Genomic DNA, 20180 nt, shown 5'->3' with positions numbered 1-20180 from the left:
TTATCGACGTTAAGGTGCGGGATGGGGATCGCTCGGCTCGTCTGTCGGCTGCTATCCGCAGATATCATGTTGACGGTCCCTCCACCCTGGCTCCTACATACCGCGTAGGAGCCGGGAGGAACATACAAGCCATGCTCGGCTGCCGTCCAGGTCGCGCTGCGCGCGTCAGCCGAGCATGGCTCGGCTCTACAAAGAGCTTTCAGCCAGCCAGGCCTGCACCGTGGCCGCGTCGAACGGCCAGTCCAGCTCGCGGTCATCGCGCTCGTCGCGGAGCACCGGCACCCGCGCGCCGTAGCGCGATTCCAGCGCCGGCTGGTCATCCAGGAACACCGATTCGAACTCCGGCGCCCGCGCCTTGGCCAGTTCGGCCAGGGCCATGTCGCACAGGTGGCAATCGTCACGCTGGAACAGAGTCAACACCGGTTTTGCTCCCTCTGCCGAAATGCTGCGCCGCAGCCATGGAAGTGCGGCGTGAGCCGCTAGAATAGCGGTCTCTTCCGGTACCCGCAGTACGGCATCCATGGCTGTCAGCACGTTCGACGTTTTCAAGATCGGCATTGGCCCGAGTTCCTCGCACACCGTCGGGCCGATGAAGGCCGCCGAGCGATTCATCCATCGCTGGCTGCTCGATCCGGGCCGCCTGCCCGAGGTCGCGCGCATCCGCGCCGATGTCTATGGCTCGCTGGCGCTGACCGGCCGCGGCCACGGCACCGACAAGGCGATCCTGCTCGGCCTGGAAGGCCAGCGCCCGAACCTGATCGACCCGGACATCATTCCGGCTACGCTCGAGCGCATCCGCAGCAGCAAGCGCATCCAGCTGATGGGCCAGCACGAGATCGCTTTCGACGAGAAGCGCGACCTGGGCATGAACAAGCGCCAGAAGCTGCCGTACCACACCAACGGCATGCGCTTCACCGCCTACAACGCCGAGGACGAAGTAATCGCTACCCGCGATTACTACTCCGTCGGCGGCGGCTTCGTGGTCAACCAGGACGACGCGGCCGACGACCGGATCGTGCCCGATGAGACCCCGTTGCCCTACCCGTTCAAGAGCGGCGACGAGCTGCTGGCGCAGACCGCACGCAGCGGCCTGAGCATTGCCCAGCTGATGTTCGAGAACGAGAAGTGCTGGCGCAGCGAAGACGAGATTCGTGCCCAGCTGCGCGAGATCTGGAGCGCAATGCAGTCTTGCGTGGCGCGCGGTATCCGCGAGGAAGGCGTGCTGCCGGGTGGCCTGAAGGTGGGCCGTCGTGCGCCGGCGCTGTACCGCGAGCTGTCGTCGAAGCCGGAAGCGGCAATGCGCGATCCGCTGACCACGCTGGACTGGGTCAATCTGTACGCACTGGCGGTGAACGAAGAAAATGCCGCCGGTGGCCGTGTGGTAACTGCGCCGACCAACGGTGCCGCCGGCGTGCTGCCGGCGGTGCTGCATTACTTCGACCGTTTCTGCCCCGGCGCCAATGAGCAGCGCGTATTCGACTTCCTGCTGACCTCGGCAGCGATCGGCATCCTGTACAAGGAAAACGCCTCGATCTCGGGCGCCGAAGTGGGTTGCCAGGGCGAAGTGGGCGTGGCCTGCTCGATGGCCGCCGGTGGCCTGGTCGCGGCACTGGGTGGCAATCCCAGCCAGATCGAGAATGCCGCTGAAATCGGCATGGAGCACAACCTCGGCCTGACCTGCGACCCGATTGGCGGCCTGGTGCAGATCCCCTGCATCGAACGCAACGCGATGGGTGCGGTGAAGGCGATCAATGCCTCGCGCATGGCGATGCGCGGCGACGGCAAGCACAAGGTGTCGCTGGACAAGGTGATCAAGACCATGCGCGATACCGGCCGCGACATGCAGGACAAGTACAAGGAAACCAGCCGCGGTGGCCTGGCGGTGAACGTCATCGAGTGTTGAGGTCGACCGGGCCCGGCGCGATGGCGCCGGGCCGCAGCTAGAGTCGACTGTCAGTCGACTATCGCGCGCAGCGCGGGATGTTCGCGGTCTGATCGAAGCGCAGTCGACTGACAGTCGACTCTACCCCGTTGTCCCTGGCCGGTCGGACGACACCATCACTGCGTTGCGGTTAGGCTCGGGGCTCCCCTGCCCAGGACTGCCCCATGCGCGTGATCGCTACCGCCCTGCTTGCCTGCCTTCCGCTGTCCGCCCTCGCCGCGCCCAGCTATGGGCCGCGCCTGGAGGGCTTCGACTACGGCTATCCAGTGAAGACCTTCGCGCTGGAATCGCAGCGACAGCCGCTGGAGATGGCCTACCTGGACATCGCGCCGAAGAAGGCGCCCATCGGCGTGGTGGTGCTGCTGCATGGCAAGAATTTCTGCGCGGCCACCTGGAAGGAATCGATCAAGCCCCTGGTTGCCGCCGGCTACCGGGTGATCGCCCCGGACCAGGTGGGTTTCTGCAAATCCAGCAAGCCCGAGCGCTACCAGTACAGCTTCGCGCAGCTGGCCGCCAACACCCATGCGTTGCTGCAGCAACTGCAGTTGGGTGATGTGCCGGTGCACCTGGTCGGTCATTCGATGGGTGGCATGCTGGCAGTGCGCTACGCGCTGATGTTCCCACAGGACCTGCGCAGCCTGGCACTGGTCAACCCGATCGGGCTGGAGGACTGGAAGGCGCTGGGCGTGCCGTGGCGCAGCGTGGACGCGTGGTACGCCGGCGAAATGAACATCAGCTATGACAGCATCCGCCGCTACCAGCTGGACGTGTACTACGACGGCAAATGGAAGCCGGCCTACGAGCCGTGGGCGCGGATGCAGTCAGGCATGTACGAAGGTCCGGGCAAGCAGGCCGTTGCCTGGAGCCAGGCCCTGGCCTCGGACATGGTGTTCAACCAGCCGGTAGTCTACGAACTGAAGAACCTGCAGGTACCCACCACGTTGTTCATCGGCCAGAAGGACCGTACCGCGATCGGCCGTGACCTGGCGCCGCCGACGGTGAAGGCGACGCTGGGCAACTATCCGGCACTCGGCAGAGCGGCAGCCGCGGCGATTCCGGGCGCGACGCTGATCGAGTTCGCCGAACTGGGCCATTCGCCACAGGTGCAGGACCCGAAGCAGTTCAACAGCGCGCTGTTGAAGGCGTTGAAGTCGCGCTGACCGGCAAGCGTGCCCCTGTAGAGCCGAGCCCGCGCTCGGCTCATGCGGCAGGATGGGGATCCTGCCAGGAGCAGCCGGGCGTGGGCTCGGGTCTACAGGAGCGGTGCGATCAGCCGACGATCCGCAACACATCATCCAGCAGCGCGGCCGCAGTCACTTCCGCACCCGCGCCCGGTCCCTGGATCAACAGCGGCTGCAGGCGATAGCGATCACTATGGATGGCGACGCGGTTGTCGGTGCCCGCGCCCTGCGCCAAGGGATGGTCGGCCGGAAGCTCACGCAGGCCCACCTGTGCACCCTCGGCATCAACGCGGCCAACGAAGCGCAGCACACGACCATTGTCGCGCGCCTGCTGCCAGCGCGCCTGCAACGGCGCATCCAGCTGCTCGAGCGCCGCCACCGCATCCTCCAGCGGCAGCGCTGCCAGCGCTTCAGGCACCAGTGAATCCACCTCTACCTGCGACGCATCCAGCGCCAGCCCGCTGCTGCGGGCCAGGATCAGCAGCTTGCGCCGCACGTCCTCGCCGGACAGGTCAAGTCGCGGATCCGGCTCGGTGTAGCCGGCCGCCAGCGCCTCGCGCACCGCCGCCGAGAACGGCGACTTGCCGTCATAGCGATGGAACAGCCACGCCAGCGAACCGGACAGCACGCCCTCGATGGCATGGATGTGATCACCACCGGCCAGCAGCGCACGCAGGCTGCTCAACAGCGGCAGGCCGGCGCCGACGGTAGCGCTGTCGCCGTAGCGCGCACCCGTGTCTGCGCAACGCTCGGCAATGGCCTGCGCGCGTGCCAGCTGTGCACCACGCCCCAGCTTGTTGGCGGTGACCACGTGCACGCCGCGCGCCAGCCACTGTACGTGGCGCGCGGCTACGTCTTCGCTGGCGGTGGCGTCGACCACCACGTCGCCACGCTCCAGTCCTTCGGCACTCGCCCACGGTGGCGAACTCTGGCCATCGCGCGGTGCACGCCGTGCCAGTTCCAGCGGCACCGCCAGGTCACGATCGATCTCCAACGCAGTGCGTGAATTGGCCAGCCACTGCACGCTGGGCAGTTCCAGCCCACGTGCCTGCAACGCCTGGTAGCGCTGTACGAAGGCCGAGCCGACCGTGCCGGTGCCAAGCAGCGCCAGTCGTCCCACGCCCAGAGCAGGAATCTCTGCGGCGAGCGCGCTCATGCATCCACCGCCTGTTTGCGGCGCGCAGCCGCATCAATCACCGCTTCGGCACGCTGCAGAGCGGCGCCGAGATCGGCCAACAGGTCACGCTCGGCCTCGATGCCGACCGACAGGCGCAGCAGGCCTTCGCTGATGCCGGCAGCGGCTCGCGCTTCGGCGCTCATCGCGGCGTGGGTCATGGTGGCCGGATGCGCGATCAGGCTTTCGACGCCGCCCAGTGATTCGGCCAGCGTGAAACAGCGCAGGCCATCGACGAATGCACGCACTGCGGCATGCGGATCGTCGCCTTCGCAGTCGGCCAGTTCGAACGAGAGCATCGCACCGAAACCACTCTGCTGGCGCGTGGCGATGCTGTGGCCTGGGTGATCGGCCAGCCCCGGGTAATAGACGCGGCCGACCGCCGGATGCTGGTCCAGCAGGGCAACGATCGACGCGGTGTTTTCCTGGTGCACGCGCAGGCGCGCATCCAGCGTGCGCAGGCCGCGCAGGGTCAGGAAGGCATCGAACGGTGAACCCGTCAGGCCCAGCGCGTTGCCCCACCACACCAGCTGCTCGTGCAGTGCCGGATCACGCGCGACCACTGCCCCGCCCACCACATCGCTGTGGCCGTTGATGTACTTGGTGGTGGAGTGCAGCACCAGGTCCGCACCGAACGACAGCGGTTGCTGCAGCGCTGGCGACAGGAACGTGTTGTCGACCACCACGAGTGCGCCGGCCTTGTGCGCGGCATCGATGACGAAGCGCAGGTCGGTGATGCGCAGCAGCGGGTTGGACGGCGTTTCGACCAGCACCAGCTTCGGCTGGGTGGCCAACGCCTGCGCCAGTGCACGCGGATCGGTCAGGTCGGCGGTGACCAGTTCAAAGTGGCCCTTCCTGGCCAGCGCATTGAACAGGCGCCAGCTGCCGCCGTACGCATCGTGCGGCACCACCAGGGTATCGCCCGGCTGCAGCAGTGCGTTCAGCACCAGGTTGATCGCGCCCATGCCGGTCGCCGTGATGACGCCACCGGCGCCGCCCTCCAGTTCCGCCAGCGCCTCGCCCAACAGGTCGCGGGTCGGGTTGCCACTGCGCGTGTAGTCGTACTGGCGCTTGTTGCCGAAACCTTCAAAGCTGAAGTTCGACGACAGCACGATCGGCGGCGTGACCGCGCCATGCGCAGTGTCCCGATCGATGCCGGCACGGACAGCGGCAGTGGTGCGGCTACAGGACGGCTCGTTGGCGTGCAGGCTCATGCGGACTCTCCAGAAGTACGGAAGGCGGTGGCGAGGATCGCGTCAATGCGATCGGTTTCTTTGAGGAAGGCGTCGTGGCCATAGGGCGAGCGCAGAACGCGCAGGCTGCCGCGCGGGCCCAGCCCTTCGACCAGGCCGACCAGGTCGGCCAGCGGCACCAGGCGGTCGCCCTCCACGGCCACCACCACGGTCGGCGGCAGGATCGCGGCCGGGTCGACGCGGTGCAGATCGATCGATTCGGACAGGCGCAGGTAAGCGGTCACTGGCGTGCGCGCGACGTACTGCGCGCCGGCCGCGTCGAGATAGTCTTCGGCAGCCACGCGCACGCGGCCATTGATCACTTCCGGTGCGGCATCGAAGCGCTCGCCGAATTCTTCCGGGGTGCGGTAGCTGAGCATGGCAAACTGCCGCGCCAGGGCCAGGCCGTGGTCTTCGCCGCACTGCAGCTGGCCCAGCGCGACCGCGCGACGCTGCAATGCGCGCCAGGCGGCGGCATAAGGGTGCGGACGATGCGCACCGCTGGCCAGCACCAACTGGCGCACGCGGGCACGATGCCGGATCGCGAACTGCTGGCCGACCAGCGCGCCATACGAATAGCCGACGAAGGCTTTCAGCGCGCGAATGCCGAGATGATCCAGCACCAGCGCCAATGCGTCGGCCTGATCGGCGGTATCGATCGGCACGTCCAGCGCACCGTCGGCACCGACGAAATCGACGGCCAGCACGCGCAGCAGCTGCGGATCCAGCGCGCGCCCGCTGCCGACCAGGCCTTCGGCCCAGCCCTTCTCGCTGAACTGTGCATTGGAGGCCACGTGGCGATGGGCGGAAATGCCACCGGCCAGTACCACCACCGGCGCATTGGCCGGGCCGACCCATTCATAGCGCAGGCGCACCGGACTGGGACCTGCGTGACGCATCGACAACACTGCGGCGAACTCGCCGCGCTCGGCATGCACGCGGTCTGCGACCGGCACGCTGACGGGGACAAAGGGTTCGGGGCGAATGGCGGTGCTGGCGGCGAAGCTCATGGCGGGATCCGGTTGGGGAATCGGCCATCGAGCCTTCGCGGGGCCCGCGTTCGAGATGCACGTGCGGTGCATGGTTCGAACCATCTTTCGGTGGACGCCACGGTCCCCGCAGGATTTGGCACCTACGCAGACGCTTGCGCGCCTGCGGGCTGCCCCGGCTTCAAAGGGCCTGTCCCTCTGCCGGTCTCGATGGTGGAGTCACGATGCCAGCCCTTTCCGGCACTGTCAATCCCTTCATGCGGATAAAGCGATAGATATTTTCAGGGTCACTCTGCGAGGGCCGTCCCGGTCGCCCCGTTCAGGATCGGGTACAGTCCCGGCGGTCCTCTCGCTGGAAACGCCGATGCCGCGCCTGCCCCTGTCCTGCCTGCTGTTGCCTCTGCTGGCGAGCGCGACCGCACACGCCGGCGACTGGCGGCAGGGCTGGGGACTGGCTCCCCCTTCCGCCCGTGCCACCCGCGCAGGCAGTGCCGAGGGCGCCGCCCCCATGGCCCAGTTGCGCCTGCAGCCGGTCGGTACGCAATGGCAGGCGCGGATCGACAACGGGCTGGCAGGGCCGCTGCAGATCCAGCTGCGCGCCGCCCCCGGACACCCGGTCGAAGGCCTCCCGGTCGAGTCGCTGATCCAGGGCGACAGCAGCCTGGTGGTCGGCCACCTGCCCGCCCCGATCGATGGCCGCATGCTGGATCTGCGACTGCAGTCGGTGCCGGGCAACCCGGCCGCGCAGGCCGAAGATGTCGCCTATCGCCTGCCGTTCGATGCGGTCCGCCTGCGTGTGGACCAGGCGCCGCAGGGGCGATTCAGCCATGACGACGAGGAGAACCGCGACGCGGTCGACTTCGCACTGCCGGAGGGCACCCTGGTGCTGGCCGCGCGCGAGGGCACGGTGATGCAGATCCAGGATGGCTTCCGTGGCAATGGCCAGGACCGCGAGCGCGATGGTGCCCGTGCCAATTTCATCCGCGTGCTGCACAGCGACGGCAGCATGGCCCTGTACGGCCACCTCCAGGACGGCGGCATGCGCGTGCGCCGCGGCCAGGCGGTGGGAGCCGGGCAACCGATCGGCCTGTCCGGCAACAGCGGCTACAGCACTGCGCCGCACCTGCACTTCGTGGTGCAGGTCAACCGCGGCATGGGCCTGCGCTCGGTGCCGGTGCGCATCTTCGCCGGGCCGGGACAGCTGCAGTTCGCCCGCCAGGGCGAAGCAGACGGCGGTACCGGGCGCTGACCGGCCCCGGCCGGTATAATCGGGCGCTTATCTCTTTGAATAGCGCCCCGGGCGGGCGCCACTGCCATGTCCGAAGTCGCCAACGAAGCGTCGCGTCGCCGCACCTTCGCCATCATTTCCCACCCTGACGCCGGCAAGACCACGCTGACCGAAAAGCTGCTGCTGTTCGGAGGCGCGATCCAGATGGCCGGTTCGGTCAAGGGCCGCAAGGCCGCCCGCCACGCCACCTCCGACTGGATGGCACTGGAAAAGGAGCGCGGCATCTCGGTCACCTCCTCGGTGATGCAGTTCCCGTACGAAGGCAAGATCGTCAACCTGCTCGACACCCCCGGCCACGCCGACTTCGGCGAGGACACCTACCGCGTGCTGACTGCGGTGGACTCGGCGCTGATGGTGATCGACGTGGCCAAGGGCGTGGAAGAGCGCACCATCAAGCTGATGGAAGTCTGCCGACTGCGCGACACCCCGATCATGACCTTCATCAACAAGCTCGACCGCGAGGGCAAGGACCCGATCGAGCTGCTGGATGAAGTGGAAACCGTGCTGGGCATCCAGTGCGCCCCGGTCACCTGGCCCATCGGCATGGGCCAGCGCCTGAAGGGCGTGGTGCACCTGCTGACCGGCGAAGTGCACCTGTATGAGCCAGGCCGCAACTTCACCCGCCAGGACTCCACCATCTTCCCGTCCATCGACGCCCCCGGCCTGGCCGAGAAGATCGGTGCACAGATGCTGGCCGACCTGCGCGACGAGCTGGAACTGGTGCAGGGCGCCAGCCACCCGTTCGACCTGGACGCCTACCGCGCCGGCAAGCAGACACCGGTGTTCTTCGGCTCGGGCGTGAACAACTTCGGCGTGCAGCCACTGCTGGACTTCTTCGTCGAGCACGCGCCATCGCCGCAGGCGCGCTCCACCACCGGCCGCCAGATCGCACCGGAAGAGAACAAGCTGACCGGCTTTGTGTTCAAGATCCAGGCCAACATGGACCCGCAGCACCGTGACCGCGTGGCCTTCATGCGGGTCTGCTCGGGCCGTTTCAGCGCCGGCATGAAGACCTTCCACGTGCGTACCGGCAAGGAAATGAAGCTGGCCAACGCGTTGACCTTCATGGCCAGCGATCGCGAGATCGCGGCCGAGGCGTGGCCGGGCGATGTGATCGGCATCCACAACCACGGCACCATCTCCATCGGCGACACCTTCACCGAAGGCGAAGCGGTCAGCTTCACCGGCATTCCCAACTTCGCCCCGGAACTGTTCCGTCGCGCACGCCTGCGCGATCCGCTCAAGCTCAAGCAGCTGCAGAAGGGCCTGGCCCAGCTGTCCGAGGAAGGCGCAACCCAGTTCTTCCGCCCCCTCACCAGCAACGACCTGATCCTGGGTGCGGTGGGTGTGCTGCAGTTCGACGTGGCCGCCTACCGCCTGAAGGACGAGTACGGCGTGGAAGCCACCTTCGAGCCGGTCAGTGTGACCACCGCGCGCTGGGTCCACTGCAGCAACGAGAAGAAGCTGGAAGAATTCCGCGAGAAGAACGCGCTGAACCTGGCCCTGGATGCGGCCGGGCACCTGGTCTACCTGGCGCCGACCCGGGTCAACCTGCAGCTGGCGCAGGAACGCTCGCCGGACGTGCGCTTCTCGGCCACCCGCGAAGCGGCGCATACCGTTTCGGTGGGCTGATGCCAGCGGGTTGGATCCCTTTCCGAAAGGAAAGGGCTCCAACCCAGCCATCGCGGGCGGTTCACGCGTGGCGTGGATCTACCGATCATGGGTTCGTCGGCGCGACGCTGGGATTCACCCGCCATACGGTGACGGGCGTGCACATGGCGGCCATCGCGGCGATGATAGGGGGACGCGGGTCCCCCTCCCCGCGAACAACGCCCATGCCCATGTCCACGACGTCCATTGCTTCGATCCGTGAAGAAGTCGCCAGCGCCCTGACCCATGGCCTGGGCGCGGTATTCGCCCTGGCCGCCAGTGCGGTGTTGATCACCCTGGCTGCGATCTACGGCGACGGCTGGCAGCTGGCCAGCGCGATCGTATTCGGTATCGCGCTGCTGCTTCTGTACACCGCCTCCACCCTGTATCACGCCATCCAGCATCCGGTCGCCAAGGGCCGGCTGAAGGTGTTCGACCACTGCGCGATCTACGTGCTGATCGCGGGCACCTATACCCCGTTCACCCTGATCGGCCTGCGCGGTCCGTGGGGCTGGGGCCTGTTCACTGCGATCTGGGCGCTGGCGCTGGCGGGTGTGGTGTTCAAGCTGTTCTACACCGGCCGCTTCAAGGTGCTCTCCACGGTGATCTACATCGCCATGGGCTGGCTGGTGATCGTGGCGATCAAGCCGATGTGGGCCTCGATCGACGGTGGCACCCTCGCCTGGCTGTTTGCCGGCGGCCTGTCGTACACGCTGGGCACCTATTTCTACCACCGTGAATCGATCCCGTACTCGCATGCGATCTGGCACCTGTTCGTGATCGGCGGCAGTGTCTGCCACTTTGTCGCGGTCACCATGCAGGTGTTGTAAACGACCGCTCGAACGCAGCGCGTGCACGCCATGCACATGGACGCTTCGCGCCCTGTCCACGAAGAGGGGGCAACCATGGCAGCGTGAATGCTGCCGCCTCCCCTGCTGCAAAGCGCACGCACCGCTGGCGCCTCCGCCGTCCCGGCCCACGTGGCCGGCGCTGGCTGACGATCCTGGTCTTCATGCTGGCGGCAATACTGGTGCTGTTCGCGTTGTGGGACTGGAACTGGTTCAAAGGGCCCGTGGAGCGTGCGGTGCAGGCACGCACCGGCCGCGCACTGCACATCGGGAACCTGGATGTCGACCTCGGCCGCACCAGCACGATCCGCGCCGATGCGATCACCTTCGCCAATGCCAGCTGGGCAAAACAGCCCGCCATGGCCACGGCGGACCGCGTCGAGATCGATGTGCGGGTGTGGCCCCTGCTGCGCGGCAGCGTGCAGCTGCCCGAAGTACGCCTGACCCGGCCGGATGTGCTGCTGGAAACCGCACCGCGCAAGGGAGACCCGGGCAACTGGGATTTCCTCGGCGGCAGCACCGGCGGGGCAAGCCCCCAACTCAAGCGGCTGCGCATCGACGACGGTCGCCTGCAGTTCCTCGACACGCTGGGCCGCACCGACATCCTCGTGGACGTGCGCAGCGGCCAACCGAAGCAGGCCGACACTGCGCCACCGCTGCTGGTGCAGGGTAAAGGCCGCTGGCAGGGCAATCGGTTCACGCTGCGCGGCGGCACTGAATCCCCCCTGGAACTGACCGACAGCGACCACCCGTTCCGCATCCATCTCGATGGCCGGGCCGGCGCCACTCACGCAGTCGCCAGTGGCACGCTGACCAACCCCTTCCAGCTGCGCGTGTTCGACCTGCAGTTCGCGCTCAGCGGCCAGGACCTGGCCGATCTCTATCCTCTGCTCGGCATCGCCATCCCGCCCTCACCGCCCTATGCGTTGAACGGACGCCTCAAACGCGACCACGACGTCTGGCGTTACGACAGCTTCACTGGCAAGGTCGGCGACAGCGACCTGGGGGGCAACCTGCAGTTCGAGGTGGGACGCGATCGTCCACGGCTGACCGCCACGCTGCAATCCAGGCGCCTGGACTTTGATGACCTTGCCGGCTTCGTCGGCGCCCCGCCAAAAACCGGCGGCGGCGAAACGGCCAACGCAGAGCAGAAGGCCGAGGCCGCACGGATTGCCGCCCGTGCACGGGTGCTGCCCGACACGCCCTACAACCTGGGCAAGCTGCGCGCCATGGATGCCGACGTGCGCTGGAAGGCCCACCGCATCAACGCCCCTTCGTTGCCGCTGGACGACATGGATGCGCACCTGTTGCTGGATGACGGCGTGCTGCGGTTGGACCCGCTGAACTTCGGCGTCGCCGGCGGCGACATCCGCAGCACGATCCGCATGGACGCGCGCCGTCCGCAGATCAGCACCGCGCTGAAGGCCAGCGTGCGCGGCGTGCAGCTGGGCCAGTTGTTCCCTGACGCCAAGCTGGCTGAACAGGCCAAGGGTGGCATCGGCGGCGAGGTGGACCTGAGCGGCCACGGCAACTCGGTCGCCGCAATGCTCGGCAGCAGCAGTGGCAAGGTCGGCCTGGCGATGGGCCGCGGCCATGTCGGCAACCTGGTAATGGAACTGGCGGGGCTGGACATCACCGAATCGCTGAAATTCCTGGTGACCGGCGACAAGCAGATCCCCCTGCGCTGCGCCTTCGCCGACTTCGGCGTGCGCGACGGCCTGATGACCAGCCAGGCGATGGCGGTGGACACCACCGACACGATCCTCATCGGCGAAGGCACGGTGAGCCTGCGCGACGAGACCCTGGACCTGCTGCTGAAGCCACGCCCGAAGGACAGGAGCATTCTGGTACTGCGTTCTCCGCTGCACATCAGTGGCACCTTCAAGGACCCGTCATTCCGGCCCGACTTCAAGGCGTTGGGTATTCGTGGCGCCGTAGCCCTGGCGCTGGGCAGCATCGCGCCGCCGGCGGCGTTGCTGGCGACGATCGAACTGGGGCCGGGGAAGGATGCCGACTGCGGCGGGCAGTATGCGAAGTAGGCTTACAGCGTTGTTCGCGGCGCCTGCATTGATCGCGGCTTGAGGGGGACGGGTGACGCAGGCAGGACACGCCGCAAGTACGTCCCTGTAGGCTCGATGGCGCCATCCATGGCGCCAACGGTCCTGCCTGCGTCACCCGTCCCCCTTCCGACAGTTTCCTGCGCGCGCGGAACGAGAGCGGAAATTCAAAGTCAAAAGAAAAAAGCAAAGTCAAAAGCTGTTGCCAACCAAGGTTGGCACCTACAAAAGGCGAGGCACCGCGCATGTACGCACCGCGCTCGCAGAAATGTGTCCAGAGGCGGAGGGCATGGGCGTGCAGGACCGTTGGCGCCATGGATGGCGCCATCGAGCCCCCATGGATGGATTCACGGCGTGTCCTGCACGCCCATGCCCTCCGCCTCCCCGCAGGACAGGAAGGCGCTGCTCTCAGCTCTGGCTCTGGCTTCGAAAAGCGGGCCGGCGGGCCGCAGGCCCGCCAGCGACACCCTCACCCGGCGACGATGTACTGCTGCAGCTGGTCCAGCTCGCGCCGCTGCGCATCGATCACCGACTTCACCAGATCGCCGATCGAGATCACCCCCAGCACCTGCGCGCCTTCCACCACCGGCAGGTGGCGGATGCGGTAGTCGGTCACCAGCTGCAGGCAATGCTCCACCTGCTCGCCCGGCGAGACCGTCACCACCTGTGCGGTCATGATCTCGGCCACCGCCGTATCTCGTGAGGAACGATCACGCAGCACGATCTTGCGCGCGTAATCGCGCTCGGAAAGAATGCCGACCAGCCGCGGCCCCTCCATCACCAGCACCGCACCAATACCCTTTTCCGCCATCAGCCGGATCGCATCGATCACCGCCGCCTCCGGCGCGACCGCATGCACTTCAGGAGACTTGCCGTCCAACAGTTGCCGTACCGTGGTCATCTGCCTGCCCTCCAAGGGTGGGTTGCAGGGCAGAGTCTGCCACGGCGGATGCTAGCCACGTGTCAACCAGGTACAACGGCCGCTGCTTGGACTCTTCGTACAGCCGCCCCAGGTACTCACCGATCAGGCCCAGCGCGATCAGCTGCACCCCGCCCAGGAAAAGGATCACCGCCATCATCGTCGGCCAGCCCGCCACCCGGTCGCCATACAGCGCCGCCTTGATGATCACCCACACACCGAATACGAAGGCCACCGCCGCCGTTGCCAGCCCCAGGTAGGTCGCCGCCCGCAACGGCACGGTGGAGAAGCCGGTAATGCCCTCCAGCGCGAAGTTCCACAGCCGCCACAGGCTGAACTTGCTGGTGCCGGCCACGCGCGCATGGCGGTGATAGGGGACCGCGATCCGCTTGAAACCCACCCAACTGAAGAGCCCCTTCATGAAGCGGTGGCGCTCACGCATCTCGCGCAGCGCACTCAGCGCACGCGGCGACAGCAGGCGGAAATCACCGGTATCGGCCGGGATCGGCGTGCGTGACAGACGACCGATCACCCGGTAGAACATCGCCGCCGTGGCGCGCTTGATCCAGGCCTCGCCGTCGCGGGCCATGCGCGTGCCATACACGTTGTCATGGCCCTCACGCCAGCGCGCGACGAACTGCGGCACCAGTTCCGGCGGATCCTGGCCGTCGGCGTCGAGGATCATCGCCGCGCCTTCGCGCACCAGGTCCAGCCCGGCGGTCAGCGCCGCTTCCTTGCCGAAATTGCGCGACAGCTTCAGTGCGGAAACCCGCGCATCGGACTGGGCCAGGCGGGCGATCACCTCCCACGTGCCGTCATGGCTGCCGTCGTCCACGTACAGGATGTGGCCGTCGATGTCGGGCAGCGCGTCGAGCACCGCGCACAACCGCGGATGCAGCAACGGCAATGCCAGGGCCTCGTTGTAGGCGGCGATGACGAAAGTAAGCCGTTCGCGGGTCATGCCCGGATTGTACGTTGCCGCCGCCCGCAGATCAGGCAGCGCGCGCTCACTCTTCCGAAAGGTACGCGGCCCCACCCAGCTGCCGTGCCTGGCGCTGGATCCAGGCCGCACGCCGCTGCACGTACGGCCCTGGCTTTGCCGCGTTGTAGCGCCGCGGCGCCGGCAACACCGCCGCCAGCCGCGCGCTATCGGCCGGGCTCAACCGCGCCGCATCCTTGCCCCAGAATGTCTGTGCCGCTGCCTGCGCGCCATATACACCATCGCCGAACTCAGCAATGTTGGCGTACATCTCCAGGATGCGCTCCTTTGGCCACAGCGCTTCGATCAGCACGGTGTACCAGACCTCCAGCCCCTTGCGGATCCAGCTGCGGCCCTGCCAGAGGAACAGGTTCTTGGCCACCTGCTGGCTGATCGTGCTGGCGCCACGCAGTCGCCCGCCCTTGGCATTGTGGTCGCGGGCCTTCTCGATGGCCTGCAGGTCGAAGCCATTGTGGACGGGGAAGCGCTGGTCTTCGGCCGCCACCAGCGAGATCGGCAGGCTCGGCGCCATCTGGTCCAGGTCGCGCCACTGGTAATGCAGGCGATAGGACCAATCGGCCTCGCCCAGCGCCTCGCCATAGCGCCACAGCATGACCGTGGATACCGGCGGGTCGATGAACCGCAGCACCAGCACCTGCAGGCAGCTGAAGGCCGCCAGCAACACCGGCAGCCACAGCAGCCGTTTCCAGCGCCAGCGCCTGCGGCGTGGGCCTTCTGCTACGGCTTCCACCTTGTGCTGCTCTCCCCCTGCCCCCATTACTGGTGCATCCTTCTTCTATCTGGTTGTCGGCGCATTATCCGGCAACCGCCCCCGTTTACGCGCGATGTGAGCCGATGACCGCCAACCCCGATTCCCTGATCCGCTTCCTGCTGCCCGACGCTGGCGTCCGTGGCGTCCACGTGCGCCTGCAGGCCACCTGGCAGGAAATCCTGTCCCACGCCGCGTACCCGGACACCGCTGCCGAACTGCTCGGCGAGGCCTGTGTTGCCTCGGCGCTGTTCACCGGCCATACCAAGATCGATGGGCGCCTGTCGATCCAGCTGCGTAGCAGCACCGCCCTGCGCACCCTGTTCGCCGAATGCACCGCCGCCGGTACCCTGCGCGGCATCGCCCAGCTCAGCGAGGGGGCCGATGCGCCGCGCGACCTGTCCAGCCTGGGTGATGACGCCCTTCTCGCGATCACCATCGAAAACCCGGGCCTGGACCCGCGCGAGCCGCAGCGCTACCAGAGCCTGGTCGCACTGACCGCACCGGAGCTGGACGAGGCCTTCGAGGACTACTTCCGCCAGTCCGAGCAGCTGCCGACGCGCCTGCTGCTGGCCGCCGACCGCAATGGCGCCGCCGGCCTGCTGCTGCAGAAGCTGCCAGGCGATGAGGGTGACGAGGACGGCTGGGCGCGTGCCAGCGCCCTGTTCGAGACCCTGGGCAAGGCCGAACTGCTGGCCACCCCGGCCGAGCAGCTGCTGCACCGCCTGTTCCACGAGGAGAAGCCGGAACTGATGGGCGACAAGCCGCTGTCCTTCGCCTGCTCCTGTTCCCGCGAGCGGGTCGCATCGATGCTGCAGTCGCTGGGCGAGGACGAGGCACGTGCCGCGGCCGCGGACACCGGCGCCGTCGAGGTCCGTTGCGAATTCTGCGGGCGGGAGTATCACTTTCCTTTGACGGAGTTCGGCATACTGTTCCACGGTGCCGAGGGGACTGTACCGGCGCCCGAACGCCTTCAGTGAACAGCTTGTCTTGCATCTGGGGGGATCAAGGCTTGTTAAGAATTCATAAACGCCCTACGATCAAGTTCCCGTCTCTACGGGAACTTCCGTTGTCTGTCCTTGTCTGAACTGGTCCGATGCGTACCTTCCTGCGTCTACCGCTGGCCCTGCTGATCGCCCTTGGCGCGATCACGGGCGCGCACGCGCAGAGCAAGGACACCCGGACCGTGCTGCCGGTATGGAACAAGGGCAGCGGCAAGGTCGAGGCATTGCTGTACCTGGAGCCCACCGGTGAACAGGCTGCCGGCGCCCGCTGGCACTTCGGCCGCAACTCGCTGGATGCGGCTTTCGGCCTGTCCTCCGGCGATTCGCTGGGCCTGCTCTGCAACAGCAGCAGCGGGACCAGCATGAGCGGCCTGGCCAGTCACTGCATGCTGGCCAGCCTGGGTGACGATGACGACCTCAACAGCCGCCGCTTCACCGGGACTGCCGCGCTGAACCGCGGCAGCGGCCGCCTCGGCATCACCGCGGGCACGGGCCGTGAAACCCTGCCGGCGTGGCTGTCCGGCCCGAACAAGACACCCTCGCTGCGCGCCGAGCAGAACGATCTGACCGTGTTCGCGCAGAAGAACATCGGCCGCGAGGGTTTTGTCTCGATTGCCGGTACCTACGCCAAGGCGCGGCTGGTACCGTTGGCCGACGCAGCGCCGTCCATCGCCGACCGCTGGGACAGCAAAAGCCTGAGCATTGGCGCCGGGTACGGCAATTTCACCGGCAGCATCATCGGCCGCGTGATCGACGTGCCGGGCAAGCCTGGCAAGTGGGAAGGCCTGGGCATCGGCCTGACCTGGCGCACCCCGTGGTCCGGCCAGCTGACCGTTGGCGCCGAGAACGTGATCAGCCGGGGCAAGAATCCGTTCTCCCCGCGCAATGAAAGCAATGACGATGGCACCGTGCCGTACGTGCGTTACGAACAGGATCTCTGACCCGGCCCACGTGGGTCTTCACTGCAATGACTTCTTCCGGGCGCCGAAAGGCGCCCGTTGCATATGCGCGCTCGTGATACACGCAGCGCGCTTTTCGGCGTACTGGATACCGCGCAACGCATGCCGACACACTGTGATACACATCAACGAGAACTTTTTTCGTCACTTTGCGCTAACAAACGAGACATCGTCAGCGCACGTGCACTTCAACCCTTTGATTTCCAGTGTGAAATTTCATTTTTACCAAAATCACAGGCTTGATTAACGCAGCTTTAATTCTTGGCCAACGCCCGCTACTATCGGTTCAGCCCTCGCGATTTGGGAGCGCTTTTCGCTCCCCCGCCGGGCATTAACCCAGCCAAGATTTCTTGGAGAGAGAGAGCCAATGAATTTCCAGTCCAACAAGCTGCGCGACGCCGTTCTGGTCGCGCTCGTTGCCGGTGTGGCGTCCACAGCCACCGCCCAGGCTCAGGAAGCGACCAACCTTGACCGCATCTCGGTCACCGGTTCGCGCATCAAGAGCACCGACATCGAAACCTCGCAGCCGGTCCTGAGCCTGACCCGCGCCGACATCGAAAAGCAGGGCGTGACCTCGGTCGCCGACATCCTGCAGCGCGTCGCCGCCAACGGCGCCGCGCTGAACCGTACGTTCAACAACGGCGGTGATGGCTCGGCCGGCATCAGCCTGCGTAACCTCGGTTCCGAGCGCACCCTGGTATTGGTCAACGGCCGTCGCTGGACCACCGGCCTGGATGGCAGCGTCGACCTGAACACCATCCCGACCGCGATGATCGAGCGCATCGACGTCCTCAAGGACGGCGCATCGACCATCTATGGTTCGGACGCCATCGCCGGCGTGGTGAACATCATCACCAAGCAGAACTTCGACGGCGCGGAAGCGAACTTCTACAAGGGACAGTACAGCCAGGGCGACGGCGAACGCGAAGCCGCCGATTTCACCATCGGTACCACCACCGATCGCGCGTCACTCGTGCTCGGTGCGTCCTACGTGAATGAAAAGGAAGTGATGGCTGGTGATCGCAAGATCTCCGCCGGTGGTCCGCCGTTCTTTGGCGGCCAGAGCAGCACCGGCCTGCCGGGCTCGTACATCCGCAATGACCAGCGCTACGTCATCATCAATGGTGTTGAGACCCCCTTCAACGCCAATGTCCACGGCTACAACACTTCTCCGGACAACTACCTGCTGACCCCCAACGAGCGCACCTCGCTGTTCGCGGTCGGTTCGTACAACGTTACCGACAACATCACCTTCCGCACCGAGGCGATGTACAACGAGCGCAAGTCCGAGCAGCTGTTGGCGGCCATGCCCGTGACTGGCCAGCGCCTGAGCGCATCGAGCATCTACAACCCCTACGGTGTGGATCTGACCAGCGTGTCGCGTCGTTTCAATGAAACCGGCGGCCGCTCGTTCAATCAGAACGTCAAGAACTGGCACTTCTACGGCGGCTTCGAAGGCTTCTTCGAGATCGCTGACAGGAACTTCGACTGGGATGTCGGCTACCGTTACGACAAGACCGACCAGAACGACCTGACCTATGGTCTGTTCAACCGCCAGCGCCTGGCGGAAGCCTACGGTCCGTCAGCGATCCGCGACGGTCAGCCGGTCTGCCTGACCTCTGCCGGTGCGGTCATCACCGGCTGCGTACCGATCAACCCGCTTGGCGGCCTGGGTTCCATCTCGCAGGCTGCGCTGGACTACGCTTCGTTCACGGCGCATGACTCTGCCAGCCTGGTGTCCAAGAGCTATTACGCCAACATCTCCGGTGAAATCGTGCAGCTCCCGGCGGGTGCGCTTGGCTTTGCAGCCGGTTATGAGGGTCGTAAGGAAAGCGGCCAGTTCGATCCAGATGCCTTCATCGCTGCAGGCCTCAGCACCGGCAACGGTGCAGCTCCCACCAAGGGCGCTTACGACCTGGACGAGTTCTTCCTGGAACTCTCGATTCCTGTGCTGGCCGATCTGCCGGGCGCCAAGCTGCTCGACCTCAGTGTCGCCTCGCGTTTCTCTGACTACAGCAACTTCGGCAACACCACCAACAACAAGTTCGGTTTCCGCTGGAAGCCGATCGACGACCTGATGGTCCGCGGCAACTACTCCGAAGGCTTCCGCGCTCCGAGCATCAACAATCTGTATCGCGGCAACACCGATTCGTTCGAAACCTACGCCGATCCCTGCTCCGCATCCAGCGGTCGTCGCACTGGTGCGGTTGCCGCCCAATGCGCCGCCGAAGGCGTCCCGGCGAACTTCCAGCAGCCCGGTGCCGGCAGCGGTGCGAACAAGCAGACGCCGGAAGCATTCACCTGGAAGTCGAATCCGGATCTGAAGCCGGAAACCTCGACCAGCAAGACGCTGGGCCTGGTGTGGAGCCCGAGCTTCGTGCAGGGCCTGAACGTGACCCTGGACTGGTGGCAGATCAAGATCGAGGACGCCATCACCCGCCCGGCCATCCAGGACATCATGGATCGCTGCTACGGTGGTTCCCCGCAGGAACAGGCAGCCTACTGTGGCCTGATCACCCGTGATCCGAACTACGGCACTGCCACCCAGCGCTACACCATCACAAACGTCGACATGCCGCTGCAGAACCTGTCGTCGTACAAGGTGGAAGGCTGGGATCTGGGCATCCTGTACAAGCTGCCGGAAACCTCGATCGGTCAGTTCACCATCAGCCTGGACGGCACCTACCTGTCCAAGTGGGATACGAAGTCGACCGAAGATGCACCGCTGGATGGCCGCGCCGGCCGTTACCTCGACCAGGATCCGTACTGGCGTATCCGCTCCAACCTGTACGTCGACTGGTCGTACGGCGATTTCGGCGTCAACTACGGCTTGCGCTACAAGTCGGGCATGACCGAAGACTGCCCGTTCGATCCGGTGGGTGACGCCGACCTGGTGGGCTACTGCTCCGATGGCCAGAACGGCAAGAACCACATGGGCGCGACCACCTACCACGACATCCAGTTCCGTTACAACACGCCGTGGAAGGGCACCATCATGGTCGGCCTGAACAACGTGTGGGACAAGGATCCGCCGGTCTCGTACTCGACCTCGTACAACATGTTCGACCCGCAGTACGACCTGCCGGGCCGCTACATGTACATGCAGTACAAGCAGAAGTTCTGATCGATCCACTGATCGGCTGATGCAGCAACGGTCCCGCAAGGGGCCGTTGTTTTTTGTGCATTCCA

The 20180-nt window shown here is 66.1% G+C and carries 16 protein-coding genes and 1 riboswitch; of the genes, 9 read left to right on the top strand and 7 right to left on the bottom strand.

Going from position 1 to position 20180, the window contains the following annotated elements:
• Positions 1-186: 186 nt before the first annotated feature.
• The gene (locus AC5P8J_RS16025) at positions 187-420 is read right to left on the bottom strand and encodes a glutaredoxin family protein (protein ID WP_021202031.1); all 234 of its coding nucleotides are present in this window, start codon (positions 418-420) and stop codon (positions 187-189) included.
• A 100-nt stretch (positions 421-520) separates the two neighbouring features.
• On the opposite strand from AC5P8J_RS16025, the gene AC5P8J_RS16020 reads away from it, so the two are divergent.
• Both AC5P8J_RS16020 and AC5P8J_RS16015 read left to right on the top strand, forming a co-directional pair.
• Positions 521-1903 (top strand): L-serine ammonia-lyase, encoded by a 1383-nt coding sequence (locus AC5P8J_RS16020; protein WP_021202030.1) that lies wholly within the window; start codon positions 521-523, stop codon positions 1901-1903.
• Positions 1904-2106: 203 nt separating this feature from the next.
• A complete protein-coding gene (locus AC5P8J_RS16015) occupies positions 2107-3102 on the top strand; it encodes an alpha/beta fold hydrolase (protein ID WP_019660062.1) in 996 nt (331 codons plus the stop codon).
• A 109-nt stretch (positions 3103-3211) separates the two neighbouring features.
• Here AC5P8J_RS16015 and AC5P8J_RS16010 read toward each other — a convergent pair whose 3' ends face one another.
• Genes AC5P8J_RS16010 through metX form a run of 3 tightly spaced genes read right to left on the bottom strand, consistent with a single transcriptional unit; the run spans position 3212 to position 6539 of the window.
• Positions 3212-4279 (bottom strand): homoserine dehydrogenase family protein, encoded by a 1068-nt coding sequence (locus AC5P8J_RS16010; protein WP_021202028.1) that lies wholly within the window; start codon positions 4277-4279, stop codon positions 3212-3214.
• The gene (locus AC5P8J_RS16005; RefSeq protein WP_111098789.1) at positions 4276-5511 is read right to left on the bottom strand and encodes an O-succinylhomoserine (thiol)-lyase; all 1236 of its coding nucleotides are present in this window, start codon (positions 5509-5511) and stop codon (positions 4276-4278) included. The genes AC5P8J_RS16010 and AC5P8J_RS16005 overlap by 4 nt, the downstream gene beginning before the upstream one ends.
• On the bottom strand, positions 5508-6539 hold the full coding sequence (metX, locus tag AC5P8J_RS16000) for a homoserine O-succinyltransferase MetX (protein ID WP_019660065.1): 1032 nt from the start codon (positions 6537-6539) through the stop codon (positions 5508-5510). Before metX ends, AC5P8J_RS16005 begins: the two co-directional genes overlap by 4 nt.
• Before the next feature lie 77 nt (positions 6540-6616).
• Positions 6617-6735, bottom strand: a riboswitch (SAM riboswitch).
• Positions 6736-6882: 147 nt separating this feature from the next.
• Between metX and AC5P8J_RS15995 the strand changes: the two genes are divergently transcribed.
• The 4 genes from AC5P8J_RS15995 to AC5P8J_RS15980 all read left to right on the top strand — a co-directional run bounded on the left by AC5P8J_RS15995 (position 6883) and on the right by AC5P8J_RS15980 (position 12343).
• Positions 6883-7767, top strand: coding sequence for a M23 family metallopeptidase (locus tag AC5P8J_RS15995; protein WP_134732313.1), 885 nt, complete (start codon positions 6883-6885; stop codon positions 7765-7767).
• A 66-nt stretch (positions 7768-7833) separates the two neighbouring features.
• A complete protein-coding gene (locus AC5P8J_RS15990) occupies positions 7834-9438 on the top strand; it encodes a peptide chain release factor 3 (RefSeq protein ID WP_227854422.1) in 1605 nt (534 codons plus the stop codon).
• A 209-nt stretch (positions 9439-9647) separates the two neighbouring features.
• Positions 9648-10286 carry a PAQR family membrane homeostasis protein TrhA gene (gene trhA, locus AC5P8J_RS15985; protein WP_021202025.1) on the top strand — a complete coding sequence of 213 codons (639 nt, stop codon included), beginning with the start codon at positions 9648-9650 and terminating at the stop codon, positions 10284-10286.
• Between the two features lie 83 nt (positions 10287-10369).
• Entirely contained in the window at positions 10370-12343 is a 1974-nt protein-coding gene (locus AC5P8J_RS15980) for an AsmA family protein (protein WP_111098787.1), read from the top strand.
• A 487-nt stretch (positions 12344-12830) separates the two neighbouring features.
• On the opposite strand, the gene AC5P8J_RS15975 is transcribed toward AC5P8J_RS15980, so the two are convergent.
• The 3 genes from AC5P8J_RS15975 to mtgA are packed head-to-tail and all read right to left on the bottom strand — an operon-like array spanning position 12831 to position 15037.
• Positions 12831-13262 carry a CBS domain-containing protein gene (locus AC5P8J_RS15975; RefSeq protein ID WP_019660070.1) on the bottom strand — a complete coding sequence of 144 codons (432 nt, stop codon included), beginning with the start codon at positions 13260-13262 and terminating at the stop codon, positions 12831-12833.
• Complete coding sequence (locus AC5P8J_RS15970) at positions 13222-14241, bottom strand: glycosyltransferase family 2 protein (protein WP_021204700.1); 1020 nt, start codon at positions 14239-14241, stop codon at positions 13222-13224. The genes AC5P8J_RS15975 and AC5P8J_RS15970 overlap by 41 nt, the downstream gene beginning before the upstream one ends.
• 46 nt (positions 14242-14287) lie before the next feature.
• Positions 14288-15037 carry a monofunctional biosynthetic peptidoglycan transglycosylase gene (mtgA, locus tag AC5P8J_RS15965; protein ID WP_111098786.1) on the bottom strand — a complete coding sequence of 250 codons (750 nt, stop codon included), beginning with the start codon at positions 15035-15037 and terminating at the stop codon, positions 14288-14290.
• A 77-nt stretch (positions 15038-15114) separates the two neighbouring features.
• On the opposite strand from mtgA, the gene hslO reads away from it, so the two are divergent.
• From hslO to AC5P8J_RS15950, 3 genes are all read left to right on the top strand, one after another.
• Positions 15115-16008 (top strand): Hsp33 family molecular chaperone HslO, encoded by an 894-nt coding sequence (hslO, locus tag AC5P8J_RS15960; RefSeq protein ID WP_021204702.1) that lies wholly within the window; start codon positions 15115-15117, stop codon positions 16006-16008.
• A 116-nt stretch (positions 16009-16124) separates the two neighbouring features.
• A complete protein-coding gene (locus tag AC5P8J_RS15955; protein WP_019660074.1) occupies positions 16125-16973 on the top strand; it encodes an XOO1806 family protein in 849 nt (282 codons plus the stop codon).
• A 385-nt stretch (positions 16974-17358) separates the two neighbouring features.
• Positions 17359-20115, top strand: a complete 2757-nt coding sequence (locus AC5P8J_RS15950) for a TonB-dependent receptor (protein ID WP_021204704.1) — start codon at positions 17359-17361, stop codon at positions 20113-20115.
• The last annotated feature ends 65 nt before the right edge of the window (positions 20116-20180 follow it).

Source organism: Stenotrophomonas sp. YJH_SMC_37 (genome assembly GCF_059370035.1).
Note: the sequence above shows the minus strand (reverse complement) of the source record. Positions and strands in the feature narration are given on the sequence as shown.